Consider the following 22,835-nt stretch of genomic DNA (forward strand, 5'->3'; position numbering starts at 1 on the left):
GCTTATTCCTTAACAGGGTCCATTCGCAGTTTATCTAGCTCCTGACGCTGTTTGTTCACCTGTTTTTTCAGCATAGCTGCCGACATACGCGCTTTTAGGTAAAGCATGCCACAAATTAGCCAGCCAAGCGCAAAACCGGTGCCAAATACTACGCCCAAAAGCAGAGATAATCGAAACTCTCCCTGTGCAACCAGATAGTTAAAATTCACGACTTCCTGGTTCTGTGCACCAAGGGCGAGTGTGATAAGAAAACACAAGACGAGTAGTACGATACCAATAATCTTCACGGTCGCTCCCTTATTTTTCTCCGAATGATGATACGCAAAGGCGTCCAATCAAATGGTTACCGAACTCTTATACCAAAACCGCCTCGATACGCACCCAGCGTACATATAAAGAGGTTTGGGTATATCTGTGATTATGCAGTAATTTGGCTTGTCAGACCATTGCATTAGACATAAAAAAAACGGCATACGAATGGCATGCCGTTTTTTTATCCGAAATCGAATCAGCGAATGTTGACCCGGTCGCGAAGCTCCTTGCCTGGTTTAAAGTGAGGAACGTACTTGCCGTCGAGCTCAACTTTGTCACCAGTCTTTGGATTTCGTCCAACACGAGGAGCGCGATAATGCAAAGAGAAACTACCAAAACCACGAATCTCGATTCGGTCACCTTCTTCGAGTGTAGTGGCCATGTGCTCAAGGATTTCCTTGATGGCATCTTCTACCTGTTTGGCAGAAAGATGGGTTTGTTGACTACACAGCCTTTCGATCAACTCAGACTTCGTCATATTCACCCCGCTTTAGTATGTTTCTCAACAGTATAACTGTAGAGGGGGAAACTTTCCCCCTCACTTCACATTAATTATTCGCTTTTCGCAGCTTTGAACGCGTCAGCCATTGCATTACCAAACGCAGCCTCATCAGCTTTGTTCAGTGTTGCCATCGCTTCTTGTTCTTCAGCTTCGTCTTTCGCGCGAACAGACAGGTTGATTACGCGGTTCTTACGATCAACACCGGTAAACTTCGCTTCAACTTCGTCGCCAACAGCCAGAACCAGCGTTGCATCTTCAACGCGGTCACGTGATGCTTCAGAAGCACGCAGGTAACCTTCAACGCCTTCGATCAGCTCAACGGTTGCGCCTTTCGCGTCAACTGCAGTCACTTTACCCTTAACAATCGCACCTTTCTTGTTGTCAGCCAGGTAGTTGTTGAATGGGTCTTCTTCCATCTGCTTGATGCCCAGAGAGATACGCTCACGCTCAGCATCTACTTGCAGAACAACTGCAGAGATTTCGTCGCCTTTCTTGAAGTCGCGAACGGCTTCTTCACCAGCAACATTCCAAGAAATGTCAGACAGGTGAACCAGACCATCGATGCCGCCTTCCAGACCAATGAAGATACCGAAGTCAGTGATAGACTTGATCTTACCAGTTACGCGATCGCCTTTGTTTTGCATTTCTGCAAACAGCTGCCATGGGTTCGCTTTACACTGCTTCAGACCCAGGCTGATACGGCGACGCTCTTCGTCGATGTCCAGAACCATAACTTCAACTTCGTCACCCACGTTAACAACTTTAGATGGGTGAATGTTCTTGTTAGTCCAGTCCATTTCAGACACGTGTACCAGACCTTCAACACCTTCTTCGATTTCAACGAAGCAGCCGTAGTCAGTCAGGTTAGTTACACGACCAGTCAGTTTATGACCTTCTGGGTAACGGTTAGCGATTGCAACCCATGGATCTTCACCCAGTTGCTTCAGACCCAGAGATACGCGAGTGCGGTCACGGTCGAACTTCAGAACTTTAACGTTGATTTCGTCACCAACATTAACGATTTCTGATGGGTGCTTAACGCGTTTCCAAGCCATGTCAGTGATGTGCAGCAGGCCGTCAACACCGCCCAGATCTACGAATGCACCGTAGTCAGTCAGGTTCTTAACGATACCTTTAACTTCCATGCCTTCTTGCAGAGAAGCCAGCAGCTCATCACGCTCAACGCTGTTTTCAGATTCGATAACTGCGCGACGAGAAACAACAACGTTGTTGCGCTTCTGGTCCAGCTTGATAACTTTGAACTCCAGCTCTTTACCTTCCAGATGAGCAGTGTCGCGAACTGGACGAACGTCAACCAGTGAACCTGGCAGGAACGCACGAATACCGTTCAGCTCAACAGTGAAACCACCTTTCACTTTACCGTTGATAATACCGATAACAGTCTCAGCTTCTTCGTAAGCTTTCTCCAGCTGGATCCAAGCTTCGTGGCGCTTCGCTTTTTCGCGAGACAGTTGAGTCTCACCGAAACCGTCTTCAATCGCGTCCAGTGCTACGTCTACTTCAGCACCAACTTCGATTTCCAGCTCGCCAGCAGCGTTTTTGAACTGCTCTGCTGGGATAGAAGATTCAGATTTCAGGCCTGCGTCAACCAGAACGTAACCGTTCTCGATAGCAACTACAGTACCTTTAACGATAGCACCTGGGCGGGTTTCTAGCTCTTTCAGAGATTCTTCAAAGAGTGAAGCAAAAGATTCAGTCATTAATTTAATCTTCAATATTTAAACTGCCACGGGTGTCCTACCTCGTGGGGTTGATAGTAATGTCAGTCATCATCCTTGCGACCAACGGTTAAACCCGCTGCTTCAGTGAGCAGCGGTAAGTTTACTTTCAATATAGGCCAATGCTTGCTCGAAAACCTGCTCAATGTTGAGAGAGGTGGAATCAAGGACCAATGCATCGTCCGCGGGACGCAATGGCGCGACAGCTCGGTTGCGGTCGCGATCATCACGTTCCTGAATTTCGCTTAAAAGGCGGTCAAAGTTAACATCTAACCCCTTTTGTTGCAACTGATTCATGCGGCGCTGGGCGCGTTCTTCCGCGCTGGCATCAAGGAAAATTTTAACCTCGGCTTTGGGGAAAACCACGGTGCCCATATCCCGGCCATCTGCAACCAGTCCGGGGGCTTCTGCAAACGCACGTTGGCGGCGCAATAACGCTTCACGGACACGTGGCAGCGCGGCAACTTTCGATGCAGCCATGCCGGTTTCCTCTTTACGTAACTCACCCGAAACATCCTCACCTTCAAGGATGACTTTCACCAACTCGCCCTCGGCTTTGAACTGGACATCAAGATGGGCAGCCAAGGGGACCAGCGCCTCTTCAGAATCGGGGTCTACACCGTGATGAATCGCTGCCAGTGCCAGTACGCGATAAATCGCACCGGAATCAAGCAGATGCCAGCCCAGCTTTTCCGCCAACAGCATACAAAGGGTCCCTTTTCCGGCACCACTTGGGCCATCAACGGTAATTACGGGCGCATGGGTAGACATACAATTCTCCAAAACGTTAGAAAATAGAGTAGATTACTGTGCGGCGATTCTGCCAAAGCGAGCAAACTACTCCATAGAATCGGTGGCGTATTATAGGGAAGTCTGGATAAAAAAAACAGGTCAGCAACACGCTGACCTGCTCTGTCATTGTTCCGTTCAATGTGATGTTAGCTTTCCGACAATGCGCTCAGTTTGTCGAAATAATCCGGAAACGTCTTTGAGGTACACGTCGGATCATTGATGGTTACCGGAGTATCACTCAACGCCACCAGCGAAAAACACATTGCCATGCGGTGATCGTCATAGGTGTCAATCGCGGCGTGTTTCAGGTTCGCAGTGGGTGTGATCTTGATATAATCCTCACCTTCTTCGACGTCAGCCCCGACTTTACGCAGTTCTGTAGCCATGGCGGAAAGACGATCCGTTTCTTTTACACGCCAGTTATACACATTCCGGATAACGGTGGTCCCTTGTGCAAACAGTGCTGTGGTGGCGATGGTCATCGCGGCATCCGGAATATGGTTGAAATCCATATCGACCGCTTTCAGCTCACCGCGACGGGCAATCACATAGTCATCGCCCCATTCGATGTCTGCTCCCATGGCGGCTAATGCATCAGCAAACTTCACATCGCCCTGAACGCTTTTCTTTCCAATGCCGGTAACCTTTACCTCACCGCCTTTAATTGCAGCGGCGGCGAGGAAATAGGACGCAGAGGATGCATCTCCTTCAACCAGAAAATCACCCGGTGCGATGTAAGTTTGATTTCCTTTTACGTCAAAGGTCTTGTAGTCATTGTTTACCACTTGCACGCCGAACTGCGCCATGATGTGCAACGTGATGTCAATGTATGGCTTGGAGACCAAATCACCTTTGATACGGATATGGGTATCTCCGCTGAAAAGCGGTGCAGTCATCAATAGCGCGGTCAGAAACTGACTGGAAATAGAGCCATCAATTTCCACATCGCCTCCCTGGATCGCTTTACTGGCGATCTTAAGTGGCGGATAGTGTTCATTTTCCAGATAAGTGACATCGGCTCCCACGGTGCGCATCGCATCGATAAGATGCCCAATGGGGCGCTCCTTCATACGCGGCTCCCCCGTCAGCACATAGTTGCCTTCGCCAAGGCAAAGCGCAGCGGCTAATGGTCGCATCGCTGTACCGGCATTCCCCAGAAACAGCTCCATCGGTTCAGAGGTTTTAAATGGCGAGCCCAAACCTTCAACCACACACTCTGTTTTGTCTTCCGACAATTGATAAGACACGCCGAGTTTGCCCAGTGCGTTGAGCATGTGGCGAATATCATCACTGTCTAACAGGTTGGTTAAACGGGTCGTCCCTTTTGCTAGGGCGGCTAAAAGAAGTGCTCGGTTCGACACGCTTTTCGAGCCGGGAAGATTTACTTCACCATGAATCTTAGAAATGGGTTGTAATGTCAACTGCTCCATCTGAACAACATAGATCCTTAATTTTTCGTTTCCCGAGAGTATCGAAAAAGCCACGCGGGGGCTACCCTTTGCGGCGTCTAAACATCAATTTCAAAGTAATGCTTTAACGAGTCATTTTCTTCACAAAAACCACAACGAACAGGGCAATAGTAAAGCTGCCAGTGAATGCTCCTGAGACGGCAACCAATCCCGACACAACTATCTCCATCCCTGAGCGTTGTAAGGTTAGAGGTTTAAAGGAAGGGTAGCGGCGAGACTGCTTCCCCCCACCACCCTTTTGGGAAGATTCCGTTAGTTATGCTTTGAAGGGGATTCCGGCGGTAGCACCATATTCAATATAATGGCGGTTAAACCACCGGCAGCCATGCCGGAAGAAAGGATATTTTTCACCCACTCAGGCATAAATTGCAGGATTTCCGGCTTCTGTGCGATACCCAATCCCATCGAGAAAGAAAGTGCCATGATAAGGATCGCACGCCGGTTTAGCTCACAACGCGAGATAATACGGATGCCAGACGCAGCGATCGTGCCAAACATTACAATTGTTGCACCACCAAGAACAGGCTCAGGGATCAGCTGTACCAATGTCGCAACGCTAGGCAAAAGCCCCAGAATCACTAACATACCCGCGACAAAGTAGCCAATATATCGGCTCGCAACCCCCGTCAGCTGGATAATACCGTTATTCTGGCTGAACGTGGAGTTAGGGAAACTGTTCAGCACTGCAGCAAGCGCAGAGTTGACACCATCTGCCAACACACCGCCTTTGATGCGCTTCATGTAAATAGGGCCAGCAACCGGCTGCTCTGAAGTTTCAGACGTGGCAGTGATATCACCAATCGCTTCCAGTGATGTCACAAGAAAAACAATGATAAGCGGAATGAGCAACGCAAAATCAAAAGAGATGCCATATTGCATTGGCTGTGGGATAGCAAAAAGTGCCACCTCCTGTGCCGGTGCTGTGTTCACCATACCCAGGGCGAAAGCAATCAGGGTGCCGACGGTCATTGCGATCACAATGGAGGAAACGCGCAGATAAGGGTTATCAATACGGTTCAGCAACACAATTACCGCCAATACAGAACCGGCCAGCAGCAGATTTTTCAGGTCACCAAATGTGCCGTCCTCAATTGCCGCATACCCCCCGCCCATTGATGTTAAACCGACCTGGATCAGGGTAAGACCAATCAGGGTGACGACGATACCGGAAACCAGAGGCGTAATAATACGTTGGGCATGTTCCAGTACACGGGACAAAAACACTTCTGTCAGCGAGGCAACCATAATGGTCCCAAAGATAGCAGCCATCATGGTTTCCGTTGGCGTACCGCCAGCCTTCATCGCCAAACCAGCGCCGATAATGGGACCAAGAAAATTAAAACTGGTACCCTGGATAGACAGTAACCCAGAGCCAAGCGGGCCAAACGTGCGGATTTGGATAAAAGAAGCGATGCCCGACGCAAAAAGCGACATGCTGACGATGGTATTGGTGTCCGATGCCGGTAAACCAAGTGCCTGACAAATGATCAATGAAGGGGTAACAACCGCCACAAACATAGCGAGAAGATGCTGAAAAGCAGCAAAAAGTGTCTGGGGAAGTGGTGGCCTGTCATCAAGACGATAAACCAATTCCGAAGGGCGGACATTTCCGGCGTCGCGTAACGTGCTCATTGTATATACCTGTTAAAACTTACCTGCTGCAATACGCTGAATGGGTAAAGCAGTTGTTTGAATACATTCCTCTGTGATTGCTGTTACTCAGAGTATTCAAACAGTTAAGTGATTGGGCTGAAGGAAATTGGGCGCCATTTTATAATGGAAAAACACAAAAGCAATCGTTTGCGCACAATGCTTGCACTAAGTGGTCAACTTTTGTTCCGATTTAACATCATCATGGGAAGACGAAAAAAACAGGCGAAGGAGAGCATGCTTTCAAAGGATGGAAAGAAAATATAGAGGCACACTTATTTAAAACACGCTTCAAGCTGTGCAAAAACGAACAAAAAAACCGCCGGCTTGCGGCGGTTTCTCCGTTAAAAGCGAAATTATGCGTTTTTGGCTTCAAAGTCTCGCATAAACGTAACCAATGCCTGAACGCCTTCCAGCGACATTGCGTTATAAATGGAAGCACGCATGCCCCCCACATCACGGTGACCTTTCAGTGCTTTCAGGCCTGCCGCATCAGACGCTTGCAGGAACTTGGCATCCAGCTCGGGGTTTGCCAGCTGGAAGGGCACATTCATCAACGAACGGTTATCCGAATGGATATTGTTCACATAGAAGTCAGAGCCATCAATGAAGTCATAAAGTAGTGCGGCTTTTTCTTCATTCTTCTGTTGCATTGCTTCCACACCGCCCTGTTCTTTCAGCCATTTGTAGACTTCTCCAGCCAGATACCAACCAAAGGTCGGCGGCGTATTGAACATGGATTCTTTATTGGCCAGTGTGGTGTAGTCCAACACATTTGGCAGGAAATCTTTCGCTCGGCCCAGCAGATCGTCCCGAACGATCACCAAGGTAATACCCGCGGGACCGATGTTTTTCTGCGCACCCGCGTAAATAACACCGTATTTTGATACATCGATCGGACGTGAAAGAATGGTCGAAGACATATCGGCCACGATAGGCTTATCGGTAGTTGGCAAATCACGGATTTCAATACCGTCGATGGTCTCATTCGGGCAGAAATGAACATACGCCGAGTCGCTACTCAGCTTCCAGTCTTTAGCAGGAAGAATGGCACGCTTACCATCAATGTCTGTTTTTACATTGATGACATTGGGTGTGCAATATTTCTTCGCTTCGTTCACAGCACTTGCAGCCCAGTATCCACCATCTACATAATCGGCGATGGTGTTGCTGCCCAACAAGTTCATTGGGACGGCAGCAAACTGCGCACGGGCGCCGCCCTGTGCATAGAGAACATGGTAATTGTCAGGAATAGACAGCAGGTCACGGAGGTTTTTCTCGGCTTCTTCAACGACAGCGAGAAACTCTTTACTGCGGTGAGAAATCTCCATGACTGACGAGCCTAAGCCGTTCCAGTTTGTCAGCTCATCCTGTACTTTTTCCAGAACCGCTTCCGGCAACATCGCCGGGCCAGCAGAGAAGTTATAGACCTTTTCCATGATTTAAGAATGCTCCTGCATTAAATCGCATGTTTATGGCTTTCTAATGTGTTAACAGGGAATAGTGCCCCCGATAGCGCCCAGTACTGGGGACGGTAACACGCCACGGTAGATTGTTGTTCATTTTGTTTTATCACCTTTTTTATTCGATTGGAACGGAAAACAGGGATCTATTTCCTCCACAATTTAAAAGGGGATAAAAAAAACGCAGCGAACGCTGCGTTTTTCAGATTTATGAAGACAATGCTACATATTACTCGTCACTGGCTTCATCATTTGCAGCATCTTCTGCAGGCACCTCAGACACGGTCTGGGTTGCCAGTTCGCCGCCTTCCTCTGATGGAAGCAGCTCTTCTTCTGGCTCTTCAATACGTTGAAGACCAACAACCCGCTCCCCTTCTGAGGTACGAATCAATCGAACACCCTGGGTGTTACGGCCCACCTGGCTAACTTCTGCTACACGTGTGCGCACCAGCGTACCGCCATTGGTGATCATCATAAACTCGTAACCGGTGTCTACCTGTACCGCACCAACAACACAGCCATTGCGCTCAGAGACTTTGATAGAAACAACACCCTGAGTTGCACGGCTCTTCGCCGGGTACTCACAAAGCTCAGTACGCTTACCGTAACCGTTCTCAGTCACAGTCAGCACATCACCTTCGTTGTGAGGAACAATCAGGGAAACAACTTTGTCACCTTCGGCCAGTTTGATACCACGAACACCTGCCGCCGTCCGGCCCATTGCACGGACCTGGCTTTCATGGAAGCGAACCACTTTACCTGATTTCGAGAACAACATGACGTCGTTATCACCCCAGGTAATATCAACGCCGATCAATGAATCCCCCTCACGCAGGTTGACGGCAATGATACCGGCACTGCGAGGGCGGCTGAAGTCGGTCAGAGGGGTCTTCTTCACAGTGCCGTCGCTGGTTGCCATGAAGACAAACTTGTCATCTTCGTATTCTTTCACTGGAAGGATCGCGGTGATGCGCTCATCCTGTTCCAGCGGCAACAGGTTAACGATAGGTTTACCACGTGCAGTACGTGATGCCAGCGGCAACTGGTAAACCTTCAGCCAGTACATACGGCCACGGGTTGAGAAGCACAGAATAGTATCGTGAGTGTTCGCGACCAGAAGACGCTCAATAAAATCTTCTTCCTTCATGCGGGTCGCTGACTTACCTTTACCACCACGGCGCTGCGCTTCGTAATCGGTAAGAGGTTGATACTTCACGTAACCTTCGTGCGACAGGGTAACAACCACATCTTCCTGGTTGATCAGATCTTCGATATCGATGTCAGCGCTTGCTGCGGTAATTTCAGTACGGCGCTCATCACCAAACCCGTCACGCACCGCTTCCAGCTCTTCACGGATCACTTCCATCAAACGCTCAGGGCTGGACAGGATGAACATCAACTCGCCGATCAGTGTCAGCAGTTCTTTGTATTCATCCAGAATTTTCTCGTGCTCAAGGCCGGTCAGTTTATGAAGACGCAGATCCAGGATAGCCTGGGCCTGTTGTTCGGTCAGGTAGTACTTACCATCACGGACACCGAACTCATCTTCCAACCACTCAGGGCGTGCTGCATCAACGCCGGTCGCTTCCAGCATGACAGCCACAGTACCCAGATCCCAACCACGGTTTTGCAGCGCTTCACGTGCAACCGCCGGAGTTTGGGCATTACGGATAAGCTCGATAATTTCATCGATATTTGCCAGCGCAATTGCCAGACCTTCCAGGATATGGGCACGGTCACGGGCTTTACGCAGTTCGAAAATAGTACGACGTGTCACCACTTCACGGCGGTGGTTCACGAAGCACTTCAGCATGTCTTTCAGGTTGAACAGGCGTGGCTGGTTGTTATCCAACGCAACCATGTTGATGCCGAAAGAAGTTTGCAGCTGAGTCTGAGCGTACAGGTTGTTGAGAATAACTTCTGCCACCGCGTCACGCTTACATTCAATGACAATGCGCATACCGTCTTTGTCTGACTCGTCACGCAATGCACTGATGCCTTCAATCTTCTTATCTTTCACCAGCTCGGCGATCTTTTCGATCAAGCGGGCTTTGTTAACCTGATAAGGGATCTCAGTAACAACAATGGTTTCTTTGCCATTCTTGTCGGTTTCAATATCCGCTTTAGAACGCAGGTAAATCTTACCTCGACCGGTACGGTAGGCATCTTCAATACCTTTGCGGCCGTTGATCATCGCCGCAGTCGGGAAGTCCGGACCAGGGATGTGGGTCATTAGCTCTTCGATCGTGATGTCTTCATTCTCGATATAAGCCAGACAGCCATTCACCACTTCGGTCAAGTTGTGTGGAGGAATATTGGTCGCCATACCTACAGCGATACCGGATGCACCGTTAACCAACAGGTTGGGGATTCGGGTTGGCATCACCTCTGGGATCTGCTCTGTACCGTCATAGTTAGGAACGTAATCGACCGTTTCTTTGTCCAGATCCGCCAACAGTTCGTGGGCAATTTTCGCCATACGAACTTCGGTGTAACGCATTGCCGCTGCGGAGTCACCGTCAATCGAACCGAAGTTACCCTGGCCATCGACCAGCATGTAACGCAGTGAGAACGGCTGAGCCATACGAACAATGGTGTCGTAAACAGCGCTGTCACCGTGTGGGTGGTATTTACCGATCACATCGCCGACAACACGTGCAGATTTTTTATATGCTTTGTTCCAGTCATTGCCCAGTACATTCATCGCGAAAAGAACACGGCGGTGTACAGGCTTCAGACCATCACGCACATCGGGAAGAGCACGACCCACGATAACGGACATCGCGTAGTCGAGGTATGAGCTTTTCAGCTCCTCTTCAATGTTGACAGGCGTGATCTCTTTAGCAAGATCGCTCATGGAGCCAATATCCCTCAGGTAAGTATGTCAAAAATGACTACGTGCAAGACAGGGGAGAATACCATAAAAGCAGGGCAAGAGTCACAGCTTAAACCCGAGATAAATCACGAATTACTCTTATTTTGGCGCTCTAACACGCGACAGGGCGAAAAAACATGCAACCTCAGGGTAGAACCAGCAAAAATCCAGAAAAAGGCTCTGTGGCGCTCAGGGGTCTTTTTCCGTTACCGGTGTCACCAAGCATATTGGAAGACAACACCTCATCCAGTTCACGGATCCTGATGTAATAAAAGAAGGGAAAATACAATGGGAGCCTGCTCCCAATATCCTCTATTTAGGTGACGGACAATATCCCCGACACAATGATGTGTCGCCGAGAAAAGTCGGGGGAAGGTGCTATGTTATACAAAGCGATCAACGCAGTAGGTATGGCAATCATTGTTGGAAAATACACTTTATTGGGGCTATTAGCGGCAGTCGCCGTGGCAAATGCCGCTTAACCTTTATCCAATAAAATCGCTATCGTTTATCCCATCTAGCCGGGGGCAGGCCTCCGGCTTTGAATACTGACAGCCTTTCTTCCTATATCATCTGCCGAACCATGCTGATCCCTACCTTTTCGGAGGTCAGCCTTACCCCCTGTGATCTTCCTCCTGCAAAGGCCATGAAAACGGGTATAATGAGCAAAAATTTTTAGGGATAAGATGTAGATGACAACCCCACTCAACGTCGATCCGGCGGAAATTCAGAAATTCGAAGACGTGGCTTCCCGCTGGTGGGATCTGGAAGGCGAATTCAAGCCATTGCACCAGATAAATCCACTTCGCCTCAACTATATTATTGAGCGGAGCCTGGGCATCTTCGGAAAAAAGATCCTCGATGTGGGTTGTGGTGGCGGTATTCTGGCAGAAAGCATGGCGCGGGAAGGTGCGGAGGTGACAGGCCTGGATATGGGCAAGGAGCCGTTAACCGTTGCCCGTCTACATGCCCTTGAAACAGGCACAACCGTTTCTTACGTGCAGTCAACCGCCGAAGAGCACGCCGACACACACCAGGGCTATTATGACATTGTCACCTGTATGGAAATGCTGGAGCATGTACCTGATCCGGCCTCAGTCATTGCATCCTGCGCAAAGATGGTAAAACCGGGCGGGCACGTATTCTTCTCGACCCTCAACCGGAATACCAAATCCTGGCTGTTTGCCATTGTCGGCGCAGAGCATCTGATGAAAATCGTGCCAAAAGGCACCCATGACCACAACAAGTTCATCCGTCCATCAGAACTGCTTAAAATGATCGACAGCACTCCGCTACGGGAACAACACATGACCGGGCTACATTACAACCCGTTAACAGGTCAGTATTGGTTGTCCCCACGAAATGTGGATGTTAACTACATCGTACATACCCAAAACCCGGTGTAATCCGGGTTTAATTTTGCCAGAAGGAAAATAAATGAAAGGAAGCGTAGAAGCCGTGCTGTTTGATTTGGATGGCACCTTACTCGACACCGCCCCTGATATGGCAAATGCGGCGAACAGTGTCCTAAATGAGTATGGATACCCTCCCCTTTCTGAAGCACAAATTCAGGCCAATACCAGTCATGGTGCCCGTGGGCTTCTCCGGGCGGGATTTGGCAACGCACTAAAGGGCAAAGATATCGATCAGCTGCGACGTTCTTTTCTGGCGCACTATGCCGATAATATTTGCACCTCAACCACACTTTATCGAGGTGTCGAAGAACTGCTTGAACAATTGTCAGCCCAGGGCGTCCCATGGGGCATTGTCACCAACAAGCCCGGTTTTCTCACCGGTATGCTGCTCCCCTACTTTCCGCTACTTTTACAAGCTAGAACCATTGTCTGTGCAGACACTACTCCCCATGCAAAGCCACACCCCGCTCCACTGTTACATGGTGCATCGATCCTGACAGTTGAACCGGCTCAGTGCCTCTATGTCGGGGACATACAAAACGACATTATCGCCGCCAAAGCAGCCAACATGCCTTCTGCTGTCGCGGCGTGGGGTTACATAGGAAAAGACGCTCGACCCGAGCAGTGGGAGGCAGATCAGATTTTTAATACACCCGAAAAAATACTGTCATTATTCTGATCATGATCACACTGATGCAGTTTATAAAATAACCATTATTCAGCAAGTTAAAATGATGCATTGAACTCGCCTGCGATCAAGCAGAATATTTTTTTTTATTTAATTTCACACGGCAAAAAATATTGCTTTTTTCTATGCCATTGCCTCAATTAGGATAATGCGGTGAGTGAGCGCTAACATAGCAATTCCCATCCCCATGATATCCACAGAATGCTACTTTTGGGTGAACTTGCATTATCTGCCCCTCACCACTATCTTGTTACCCAATACGAGCGTAGACCCCATATATAGTGTTTTGGTGACTACACCACAATTTCAAATATTGATCACAAATCATCCTTGCAATTTGTGAAATGTTGCAAAAACAGGTCTTCAGCAAGGAAACATCGGGAACAAGATAAATGAACCAACAAATTACCGTCTTAAAGCGCAGTGGTATCAAGGAAAACATCGATCTCGACAAAATCCACCGCGTCATCACCTGGGCCGCTGAAGGCCTCGACAATGTCTCTGTTTCACAAGTCGAACTTCGTTCTCACATCCAGTTTTACGACGGTATCAAAACTGAAGACATTCATGAAACCATTATCAAGGCAGCAGCAGATCTGATCTCAGAAGAGACACCTGATTACCAATATCTAGCGGCGCGTCTGGCGGTTTTCCACTTGCGCAAAAAGGCTTACGGTCGATTTGAGCCACCCACTCTGCTTGACCATGTCAATAAAATGGTTGAGATGGGAAAATATGATAAGCATCTGCTTGAAGACTACACAGCGGAAGAGCTGAATATTCTCGACTCCTATATCGACCACTGGCGTGACATGAACTTTTCCTATGCAGCTGTGAAGCAGCTGGAAGGTAAATATTTGGTACAAAACCGTGTTACTGGTGAAATCTACGAAAGTGCACAGTTTTTGTACATTATGGTAGCTGCATGTCTATTTGCTAATTACCCGAAAGAAACACGCCTGGATTATATCCGCCGTTTCTATGATGCGGTGTCCCTGTTTAAGATTTCACTGCCTACGCCAATCATGTCTGGTGTGCGCACCCCTACCCGTCAGTTCAGCTCTTGCGTACTGATTGAGTGTGATGACAGCCTGGATTCTATCAACGCAACAGCAAGTGCCATTGTTCGTTACGTAAGCCAACGTGCAGGTATCGGTATTAACGCAGGTCGTATACGCGCACTGGGTAGCCCAATCCGTGGCGGTGAAGCTTTTCACACCGGTTGTATTCCTTTCTACAAATACTTCCAGACTGCCGTTAAGTGTTGTTCACAAGGTGGTGTGCGGGGCGGCGCAGCAACTCTGTTCTACCCTATCTGGCACCGTGAAGTAGAAAGCCTGCTGGTACTGAAAAACAACCGTGGTGTTGAAGAAAACCGTGTCCGCCATATGGACTACGGTGTTCAAATTAACAAGCTGATGTACACCCGCCTGATTAAAGGTGAGAACATCTCTCTGTTTTCGCCGTCAGACGTACCGGGGCTGTATGACGCTTTCTTCGCCGATCAGGCAGAGTTCGAGCGTCTGTACGTCAAGTATGAGAACGATCCGTCTATCCAGCGTGAAACGCGCAAAGCAGTAGAACTGTTCTCGCTGATGATGCAAGAGCGTGCATCAACCGGTCGTATCTATATTCAGAACGTTGACCATTGTAATACCCACAGTCCGTTTGACCCGCAGGTGGCGCCAATTCGTCAATCCAACCTGTGTCTGGAAATCGCCCTGCCAACCAAACCACTGACCAATGTGGAAGACGATCAGGGGGAGATTGCACTGTGTACATTGTCTGCGTTTAACCTGGGTGCCATCAAAGAGCTGGACGAGCTGGAAGAATTGGCAGACCTGACTATCCGTGCTCTGGATTCCCTGTTGGACTATCAGGATTACCCACTGCCAGCAGCGCGCAAAGCAACCATGAACCGCCGTACACTAGGTGTTGGTGTGATTAACTTTGCCTACTATCTGGCGAAAAACGGTGTGCGTTACTCAGACGGCAGTGCAAACGGCCTGACTCACCGCACATTCGAAGCAATTCAGTACTACCTGCTGAAAGCATCTGTTGGTCTGGCGAAAGAACGTGGCGCATGTCCGGCGTTTAACGAAACTAACTATGCAAAAGGCCTGCTGCCTATTGACACTTACAAGCGCGATTTGGACGCAATCTGTGACGAGCCACTGCACTATGACTGGGATGCACTGCGTGCTGAGATCATAGAACACGGCCTGCGAAACTCCACGCTGTCGGCATTGATGCCGTCAGAGACCTCTTCACAGATTTCGAATGCGACCAACGGCATTGAGCCACCACGTGGTTTTGTGTCAATCAAAGCGTCGAAAGATGGCATCCTGAAGCAGGTTGTCCCTGAGTATGAAAAGTACAAAGACAGCTACGAGCTGCTTTGGAACATCGAATCCAACGACGGTTACCTGCAACTGGTTGGCCTGATGCAGAAGTTTGTCGACCAGGCTATCTCTGCCAACACCAACTATGACCCAAGCAAACAGCCAGGTGGCAAAGTGCCCATGAAGCTGCTTCTTAAAGATCTGTTGTCGGCGTACAAGCTGGGGGTGAAAACCCTGTACTACCACAATACCCGTGACGGTGCAGATGACGCGCAAAAAGATCTTGCAGCACAAGACGATGATTGCGCAGGCGGTGCCTGCAAGATCTAACCCAAATAACGGAGGGAGCAGAAGCTCCCTCTTTGAAGTTTCCACTAATCGGTAAAAAATACGGCAATGGCTTACAGCACTTTTTCTAAAATAAACAACAACGCGCTCAAAGAACCCATGTTCTTTGGTCAGCCGGTTAATGTTGCTCGCTACGACCAACAAAAATATGAAATTTTTGAAAAGCTGATTGAAAAGCAGCTCTCCTTCTTCTGGCGTCCGGAAGAAGTGGATGTCTCCAATGACCGCATCGACTACAACAAACTGCCTGAGCACGAAAAACACATTTTCATCAGTAACCTGAAGTACCAGACGTTGCTGGACTCTATCCAGGGTCGCAGCCCAAATGTTGCCCTGCTGCCTTTGGTGTCGATTCCTGAGCTGGAAACCTGGATTGAAACCTGGTCGTTTTCAGAAACTATCCATTCACGTTCTTACACCCATATCATTCGTAACATCGTGACCAATCCGTCTCTGGTGTTTGATGATATTGTGGTCAATGAGCACATCATCAAACGCGCGAATGACATCGCAGGTTACTATGATGACCTCATTCAGGCGACCAGTGACTATCACCGCCTCGGTGAAGGCGAACACACGGTAAATGGCCAAACTGTGGTGGTATCCCTGCGCGAGCTGAAGAAAAAGCTCTACATCTGCCTGATGTCAGTCAACGCGCTGGAAGCGATTCGCTTCTACGTCAGCTTTGCCTGCTCCTTTGCATTTGCTGAGCGCGAGCTGATGGAAGGGAACGCTAAAATCATCAAACTCATCGCCCGTGACGAAGCACTGCACCTGACCAGTACCCAGCATATGCTCAATATTCTGCGTTCCGGTGATGACGATCCGGAGATGGCAGAGATCGCCAAAGAGTGTGAGCAAGTTTGCTTTGATCTGTTCAAAAACGCTGCTGAGCAAGAAAAAGAATGGGCAGAATACCTGTTCAAAGACGGCTCTATGATTGGCCTGAACAAAGACATTCTGTGCCAGTACGTGGAATACATCACTAACCTGCGTATGGCAGCCGTTGGCCTGAAACCTGCTTATCAGGGCGCAAACCAGAATCCGATCCCATGGATCAATGCCTGGTTGTCGTCAGACAACGTGCAGGTTGCCCCGCAGGAAGCAGAAATCAGTTCATATCTGGTGGGTCAAATCGACAACGACGTTGATATCGACGATTTGGGTGATTTCGAGCTATGAGCCGAATCGCAATTACCGTGAACGGACACACGCTGGTGGGAAATACCCACCAGCCCCTGCTCGAACAACTTGAGCAGGCAGGGTTGCAGCCTGAATTCCAGTGCCGCAACGGTGTTTGTGGTGCCTGTCGCTGTAAACTGGATAAAGGCCGCGTTTCACAGACAGATACCATGGCATACCTTGCCGCCGGTGAAATACTCACATGCAGCGCGACGCCCAGCGAAGATGTCTCGCTGGAATTCGATTATCAGGTTTCCTTTGTAGCAAAAAAAGCCGCGAACCTCTGACTCGGTCGCGGCGATCTTTTTGTGCTGTCACTTTTTGTACATCCTATCCCTGCTTCGACAGAACATTACTCACAGCTAAAAAGGGACAGGGGATCCAGGCAGCTCCCTACCCTTAGGATTCTTCGCTTTCTTCAACTGGAATATGCAGTGACTCCAGCGTGACCAGTGACGCAATTTCCGGGAACATATTCTGCCCTGTCAAATAGCGTCTCAAAAGATCAAGCAGCATCGTACCGCAGTACACCCTGAGATTTTCCTGTGTCTGGCTGCGCCGAGCTTTAACAATAACACCCCAGTCACCATCAGCACTCGACAAGCCCAATGCAACACGGCCAGCATCGAGGTTGCCACAAGCCAGCCCAATATGCGCACCGGCATTTTCGCGCGACGCTGCCGCCATCGCCAAAACAGCCGCCAAGGGGTTGTAATCCCCTTCTGCCGCCAGCGTTGCCTCACTCAATACCCAGGCCTGAAGCAATGCATGGCGCGTATCATCATTTTGGTGAAGCCAGTTTGCCAGATAGCCGCCAGAGAATTTTTCTGCCACGGCTAGGGATACCCCGGCTCTTGCCAATAATTCTCCCACAAAATCCAACATAGGCTTGCCATCACCCACCATGAAATCGCCCAATATATTGCGCACCCCGTCTGTCACAAGAGATATGTCAGAATGCTGTCTGGGTGAAAACACTTTCACTTCAATAAACGGCAAGGCTGAACGGTAACCAAGCTCGAAATCCTCTGGCAGAGCCAGAGATTCCAACTTGTCATTCAGCAGGGACTCAGAAAAGCCAAACGTGTAGAAGCGGGTAATGTCACGACGATACGTGTTGGGGTAGCGTGTCTGTAGTCTCGGCAGTATTTCGTTATCGAACATCTGCTTGAACTCACTCGGCACACCCGGCGTGAAAAAGAACAGACAGTCATTAAGCATCGCTGAAAAGCCGCAGGCACTGCCAACCGGATTATCAACCAGCTCACTGCCCTGTGGCAGCATCGCCTGCTTGATATTGCTTTTCGGCATCGTTTTACCGTTCTTTTCAAACCGGTCTTTCAGTACTGACAGCCAATGGCCGTTAAGCTCAAGATCGACATCCATCGCCATGGCCATGGCTTCCGTCGTTAAATCGTCTGTTGTTGGGCCCAGACCACCGTTGACTATCACCACATCTGATACCTGACTACAACGCACAAGCTCAATGGCAATATCATCCAGCGCATCACCCACCGTAACACGGCGGTGCATCGCAAAGCCTTCCTCAAAACAACGTCTGGACAACCAGGCGGCATTGGTATCGGTGATGTCTCCGTGAAGCACCTCTTCGCCAGTGCTCAGCATCGCAACCCGAAGTTTACTGTGTTCCACCGATAGCTCCCTGTTCGGCTTGAAATAATAGTCAAACGTTATCAGGAAGCGGCTTCAAGCACAAAAAAACATCACCCATGGAATAATTATCGTCGCTTGTAAGTTTTACTCAGGGTGTAAAAATTTAAATACATAATATGTAAGCCTAAAACTACGGTTCGCTTTACAGCCAAATATAAACCTATATTGTGTTCACCCATCCACTCTCCGCTAATAACCCGAAAACGTAAAAAACTCATTACAAGAAGAAAACTATGCGCAGTAAGATTTTAGGGAGCACGCTCATTATTGCGGGCACCACCATTGGAGCAGGTATGCTCGCTATTCCACTGGCCTCCGCCGGCCTTGGCTTTACCCACTCGATCATTTTGATGGTTGCCATGTGGATGTTGATGAGTTACACCGCTTTGCTCATGCTTGAGGTGCACCAGCACGCCCCGGAACGTGCCACACTGAATAGCCTCGCACGCCAGTTTCTCGGAAAAAAAGGACAGTGGGTAGCAAGTGCGTCGACCCTGTTTCTGCTTTACGCACTCTGTGCGGCCTACATTGCCGGTGGCGGCAGTCAGTTTCATGCCAAGCTGAATGCCTTGGGGGTTGCCGCAGATGTACCACAATGTGTTGGCACGTTGATATTTACCGGGCTGGTCGCCACGGTTGTTATCCTCGGTACCTATAAAGTCGATATCATTAACCGTGGACTGTTTGCGCTGAAAATCATTCTGCTTGGGCTATCTCTGGCACTGCTATTACCGCTCGGAGAGGGAGAGAATCTGGTTACACTGCCCCTTGAAAAAGGTCTTCTGATTTCTGCAATTCCTGTCATGTTTACCTCGTTTGGCTTCCACGGCAGTATTCCGTCGGTTGTGGCATACACGGGCTTAAATATCAAGGTGCTGAGAAAAGTGATGCTGGTTGGCTCGGCGCTGCCCTTGCTGATCTACATCCTGTGGCAAGCGGCCAGCTTTGGGGTGCTGGGCGCGCAGACATTAGCAGAAAACAGCAGCCTGGGTATGTTTATTCAGTCCATTAGCGACGCTGTTGGCTCAACCCGGGTAGCGAATGCTATTTCACTGTTTGCCGATCTGGCATTGGCAACATCTTTTCTGGGCGTCAGCCTTGGCCTGTTCGACTTTATGGCTGACATGCTTAAACGGCCAGCTTCCATACAAGGCCGTCTTCAAACTGGCTTGGTGACGTTTTTACCGCCTATGCTGATTGCATTGTACTACCCGCAAGGATTCATCACCGCACTTGGCTTTGCTTCACTCGCACTGGTTATGTTGGCTGTTGCACTTCCTGTTTTGATGGTCAAAAAAATACGCCAACTCGGATTAAACCACGATCGATATCAAGTTTCTGGTGGAAAAGCCGCCCTTTCCATTGCTATGATTGGTGGCCTTTGTGTGATTGCCTCACAATTAGTACACATCTTTGGTCAGTAGCTAGCCGTTTGGTGTTTTTCTTAACCGGACGAAACGAATTGTACCCTCTGATGTGAGGCTATCGACAACAATACTTTTTTGTGCCAATCCACACACCCGGCATTGTGATGAAATTTGGCATTTTAGTGGGAGATCCTACGTGCGTTTTTGCTCTACAATCGCTGCGGCTGCTTTATTTGCGACTCAATCCGTCTCTGCATTCGATGCGTCCACTATCAATTTCGAACAGCAGGCATACCAATACAACACGGTCTATTCTTATACGCTGTCATCACTGGAGGCGGGTCAACCCCTACCAAATGATTATTCACAACGTTTCAACGAGCCACGTGCTCACCATTTACCACGTTATATGACGACGTCTCCGGAAAAAGACTGGGATTATCTGATGAACCAGACTTACACCATTTTGGGGTTGAGTGTGGCAACCGTTGGGTTGATGACCTTCCTGCCGGAAAGTGTGACTAATTGGACTGCAGAAGATCGTGACCTCTCCAACTTGGGTAGCAAGTGGTGGGATAACGTGTCTGAAGGGCCGGTGTGGGATAAAGATGACCATTACCTGAACTATGTGATGCACCCTTATTTCGGGGGGGTTTATTATACCGCGGCACGCCACTCAGGCTTTAACGAGTTCGAGTCATTCCTCTACTCGTTCACTATGTCGACGTTTTTCTGGGAATATGGCGTAGAATCATTTGCAGAAGTCCCTTCCATTCAGGACATTATCGTCACGCCATTGTTCGGTGCAGCAGTGGGTGAATGGATGTACTTAACCGAGCAAAATATCGTCGCAAATGGAGGGGAAGTGATAGGGTCTGAAACATTAGGTGATGTCAGCCTGTTCTTCCTGAACCCAGTCGGCCACATTCATGGTTGGGTTGCTAACCTGTGGCAAGGTGATACTGAAGTCCGGATGAACTACGATCCTTGGTTTAACAATCAAGATGCAGCAAAGTACGCGGCGGATGTAGGCGCTCCCTATGACAGCCAGTTTGTTGGTATGCAGGTCAGCCTGAAATTCTGATAACGACTTCAGTCAGTAAAAAGCCAGCAACGCATGCTGGCTTTTTTCGTTTACGTAACGAAACCTTAGGAAAAACTATTGATCAACAATGCCATGCCCGCAAAACCACACAGGGTTAGAAGTCCGTACCTGACCCATTCTGCTCGAACCCGAGGCGCCAATTTCTGCGCCAACATCGAAGATGCCAAAACCATGGGAAGACAGATAAGACTCACTTTTACATGCCACAGCGTAAAGTATCCCGCCATACTCTGGGCGCCGAGCGAGATAGTACAGCTGAAAATAAAATAGGCAGCGAGCGTTGCCCTGAGTTTGATCACATCCATTTTTTGCAACACCAACGCCATCGGCGGCCCACCAATCCCGGTAGTCGTCCCCATAATGGCCGCAGCAAACCCCGCCCAGAACATATTCTTGTTATTTGGCTCTACGGCAAATTTAAATACACTGGCAACAACAGCGATCAGCACCGCTCCCCCCATGAGAAGTTCAAGTGCGTCGGCGGAAAGGTAATAAAGCAATACAGACGCGACAAGCGTGCCAGGCAAGCGCCCCACAAAGGCCCATCCTATGCCTTTGAGGGAAAGCTGGCTGCGATACTGCCAAGTGTTCACAATAGCAAGCCCCAGTGTCACCAGCGTCAAGCCGGCAGGCACCAATGACGGTTCAATAAACATCAGTATAGGGGCAGAGACAATCGCAAGCCCAAAACCAATCAGGCTTTGCACAAAGGCACCGGCACTCAATGCCAGCATGATCAGAATGAGTGCTTCCATGCTCACAGCCATGATTCACTTCCTTTTGGCGTGGATAAGCAGATTCCTCGGCGTCAATTCACGAGGACAAAACGTCGATATATCTGTTTGGTAACCGTTTTCTGTCAGATAAAGCGCACGATCCAATACCAACCAGATCTCCAGAGGACGGCGGAAAAGGGTACGTACCGTTTCCATTTTCTCTACCATCAAAAAACGTGATTCACCTTGCTGCTGGAAATACCCATAATCGATACCCGCCGGTAAGGTCATGTTTTTTTGATATGCAGCCCAGCGACAGAATGCCTCAAAGCCTTCACCCAACAACGACTTTTGTACGTTAGGAACCGGTAAATACCGCCCACTGTTAAACAGATATCTCTGCAAAGCATCAAAACCCAACCGAAAGCTTACTTCCACAAAGCGTTTATTTTTCACCGTCTGCCCTGCGGTCACCGTTTCCTGCAATGGCAGTTTCAAATCATGCTTGCTTAACGACAATGCCGATGCTTTCGCCAAACGGGATAAGGGGTGATAGTGCGTATCATGAATAAGATGATAACAGCAAGGGGAAACCGCAAGCGACATAGGCTTTACCGCGACAGCGTGTTTAAGCAAGGTAACATGCAAATCCCCACAAGCATGAAGCGCAACCGCATGGTCACACCTCTCTACCAGCGCTTGGCTCGCCATAGCAAACGCATCACCCTGAACGAATGCCATCGGCAACTGATGCTTATCGGCATATGCCTGGCCGTCATCACAAAGTGGCTTTTGCCACTCCAGGCTGGTTACCGATGCTTGTTTTGTCACCGCCAGAATACGGCCAAGATACCCTTTACCGGCACACCATTCCAGCCAACATTGCCCCTCGCCCCCCGGGACGGCAGCTGTGAATGCGTTGATTTGTGCCCACTTACGGCCGGGAATACCCGTAGACCAGAACGTATCACATCCTGGGTTTTCTACGTCCCGTGCTCCGACATCACATAGTGCCTGTAATCTTCGGGCATCAGGGATCCACTCGCTTACCGCTTTGGCGAGGTTTTCAGGCGTGGCCTTCCATTGCTGCAATGATGTCAGGGACTGTTGATCCAACCAATCGCAAAGCCCAGGGTGACTTTCCTGCCAAGGCAGTACCATGCAATCAAACGGTACGCCCTGCCACAACGATGTAT

18 protein-coding genes are annotated in these 22,835 nt (G+C 49.2%); 7 read left to right on the forward strand and 11 right to left on the reverse strand.

What is annotated here, in order from left to right; genetic code table 11:
* Positions 1-2: 2 nt before the first annotated feature.
* The 8 genes from VHA_RS07490 to gyrA all read right to left on the reverse strand — a co-directional run bounded on the left by VHA_RS07490 (position 3) and on the right by gyrA (position 10,784).
* Entirely contained in the window at positions 3-287 is a 285-nt protein-coding gene (locus VHA_RS07490) for a LapA family protein (protein WP_040528464.1), read from the reverse strand.
* 221 nt (positions 288-508) lie between these two features.
* Positions 509-790, reverse strand: coding sequence for an integration host factor subunit beta (ihfB, locus tag VHA_RS07495; protein ID WP_005503252.1), 282 nt, complete (start codon positions 788-790; stop codon positions 509-511).
* A 74-nt stretch (positions 791-864) separates the two neighbouring features.
* Entirely contained in the window at positions 865-2,535 is a 1,671-nt protein-coding gene (gene rpsA, locus VHA_RS07500; protein ID WP_005503254.1) for a 30S ribosomal protein S1, read from the reverse strand.
* A 102-nt stretch (positions 2,536-2,637) separates the two neighbouring features.
* Positions 2,638-3,324, reverse strand: coding sequence for a (d)CMP kinase (gene cmk / locus VHA_RS07505; RefSeq protein ID WP_005503256.1), 687 nt, complete (start codon positions 3,322-3,324; stop codon positions 2,638-2,640).
* Between the two features lie 167 nt (positions 3,325-3,491).
* On the reverse strand, positions 3,492-4,775 hold the full coding sequence (gene aroA, locus VHA_RS07510; protein ID WP_005503258.1) for a 3-phosphoshikimate 1-carboxyvinyltransferase: 1,284 nt from the start codon (positions 4,773-4,775) through the stop codon (positions 3,492-3,494).
* Positions 4,776-5,066: 291 nt separating this feature from the next.
* Complete coding sequence (locus tag VHA_RS07515) at positions 5,067-6,446, reverse strand: uracil-xanthine permease family protein (RefSeq protein ID WP_005503260.1); 1,380 nt, start codon at positions 6,444-6,446, stop codon at positions 5,067-5,069.
* Positions 6,447-6,820: 374 nt separating this feature from the next.
* On the reverse strand, positions 6,821-7,903 hold the full coding sequence (gene serC / locus VHA_RS07520; protein WP_005503262.1) for a 3-phosphoserine/phosphohydroxythreonine transaminase: 1,083 nt from the start codon (positions 7,901-7,903) through the stop codon (positions 6,821-6,823).
* A gap of 253 nt (positions 7,904-8,156) precedes the next feature.
* Positions 8,157-10,784: a DNA topoisomerase (ATP-hydrolyzing) subunit A gene (gene gyrA / locus VHA_RS07525; protein ID WP_005503264.1), complete on the reverse strand. Its 2,628-nt coding sequence runs from the start codon at positions 10,782-10,784 to the stop codon at positions 8,157-8,159.
* 710 nt (positions 10,785-11,494) lie between these two features.
* On the opposite strand from gyrA, the gene ubiG reads away from it, so the two are divergent.
* The 5 genes from ubiG (at position 11,495) to yfaE (ending at position 17,064) form a co-directional block, all read left to right on the forward strand.
* Positions 11,495-12,208 carry a bifunctional 2-polyprenyl-6-hydroxyphenol methylase/3-demethylubiquinol 3-O-methyltransferase UbiG gene (gene ubiG / locus VHA_RS07530; protein ID WP_005503268.1) on the forward strand — a complete coding sequence of 238 codons (714 nt, stop codon included), beginning with the start codon at positions 11,495-11,497 and terminating at the stop codon, positions 12,206-12,208.
* Positions 12,209-12,239: 31 nt separating this feature from the next.
* Positions 12,240-12,896: a phosphoglycolate phosphatase gene (gene gph, locus VHA_RS07535; protein WP_005503270.1), complete on the forward strand. Its 657-nt coding sequence runs from the start codon at positions 12,240-12,242 to the stop codon at positions 12,894-12,896.
* Positions 12,897-13,297: 401 nt separating this feature from the next.
* Positions 13,298-15,577 (forward strand): class 1a ribonucleoside-diphosphate reductase subunit alpha, encoded by a 2,280-nt coding sequence (gene nrdA, locus VHA_RS07540; protein ID WP_005503278.1) that lies wholly within the window; start codon positions 13,298-13,300, stop codon positions 15,575-15,577.
* Between the two features lie 66 nt (positions 15,578-15,643).
* Positions 15,644-16,777, forward strand: coding sequence for a class Ia ribonucleoside-diphosphate reductase subunit beta (gene nrdB / locus VHA_RS07545; RefSeq protein ID WP_040528465.1), 1,134 nt, complete (start codon positions 15,644-15,646; stop codon positions 16,775-16,777).
* The gene (yfaE, locus tag VHA_RS07550) at positions 16,774-17,064 is read left to right on the forward strand and encodes a class I ribonucleotide reductase maintenance protein YfaE (protein ID WP_005503280.1); all 291 of its coding nucleotides are present in this window, start codon (positions 16,774-16,776) and stop codon (positions 17,062-17,064) included. The genes nrdB and yfaE overlap by 4 nt, the downstream gene beginning before the upstream one ends.
* 112 nt (positions 17,065-17,176) lie before the next feature.
* Here the strand turns inward: yfaE and VHA_RS07555 are convergent, their stop codons facing one another.
* Positions 17,177-18,430, reverse strand: coding sequence for a CinA family nicotinamide mononucleotide deamidase-related protein (locus VHA_RS07555; RefSeq protein WP_005503281.1), 1,254 nt, complete (start codon positions 18,428-18,430; stop codon positions 17,177-17,179).
* A 254-nt stretch (positions 18,431-18,684) separates the two neighbouring features.
* Between VHA_RS07555 and VHA_RS07560 the strand changes: the two genes are divergently transcribed.
* Together VHA_RS07560 and VHA_RS07565 are read left to right on the forward strand one after the other, a co-directional pair.
* Positions 18,685-19,875 carry an aromatic amino acid transport family protein gene (locus VHA_RS07560; protein ID WP_005503282.1) on the forward strand — a complete coding sequence of 397 codons (1,191 nt, stop codon included), beginning with the start codon at positions 18,685-18,687 and terminating at the stop codon, positions 19,873-19,875.
* Between the two features lie 139 nt (positions 19,876-20,014).
* The gene (locus VHA_RS07565; protein WP_040528466.1) at positions 20,015-20,902 is read left to right on the forward strand and encodes a DUF3943 domain-containing protein; all 888 of its coding nucleotides are present in this window, start codon (positions 20,015-20,017) and stop codon (positions 20,900-20,902) included.
* A 65-nt stretch (positions 20,903-20,967) separates the two neighbouring features.
* Here the strand turns inward: VHA_RS07565 and VHA_RS07570 are convergent, their stop codons facing one another.
* The gene (locus VHA_RS07570; protein WP_005503285.1) at positions 20,968-21,690 is read right to left on the reverse strand and encodes a sulfite exporter TauE/SafE family protein; all 723 of its coding nucleotides are present in this window, start codon (positions 21,688-21,690) and stop codon (positions 20,968-20,970) included.
* Between the two features lie 3 nt (positions 21,691-21,693).
* Entirely contained in the window at positions 21,694-22,800 is a 1,107-nt protein-coding gene (locus tag VHA_RS07575; RefSeq protein ID WP_005503286.1) for a methyltransferase, read from the reverse strand.
* Between the last annotated feature and the right edge of the window lie 35 nt (positions 22,801-22,835).

The organism is Grimontia hollisae CIP 101886 (genome assembly GCF_000176515.1).
Taxonomy (GTDB): domain Bacteria; phylum Pseudomonadota; class Gammaproteobacteria; order Enterobacterales; family Vibrionaceae; genus Enterovibrio; species Enterovibrio hollisae.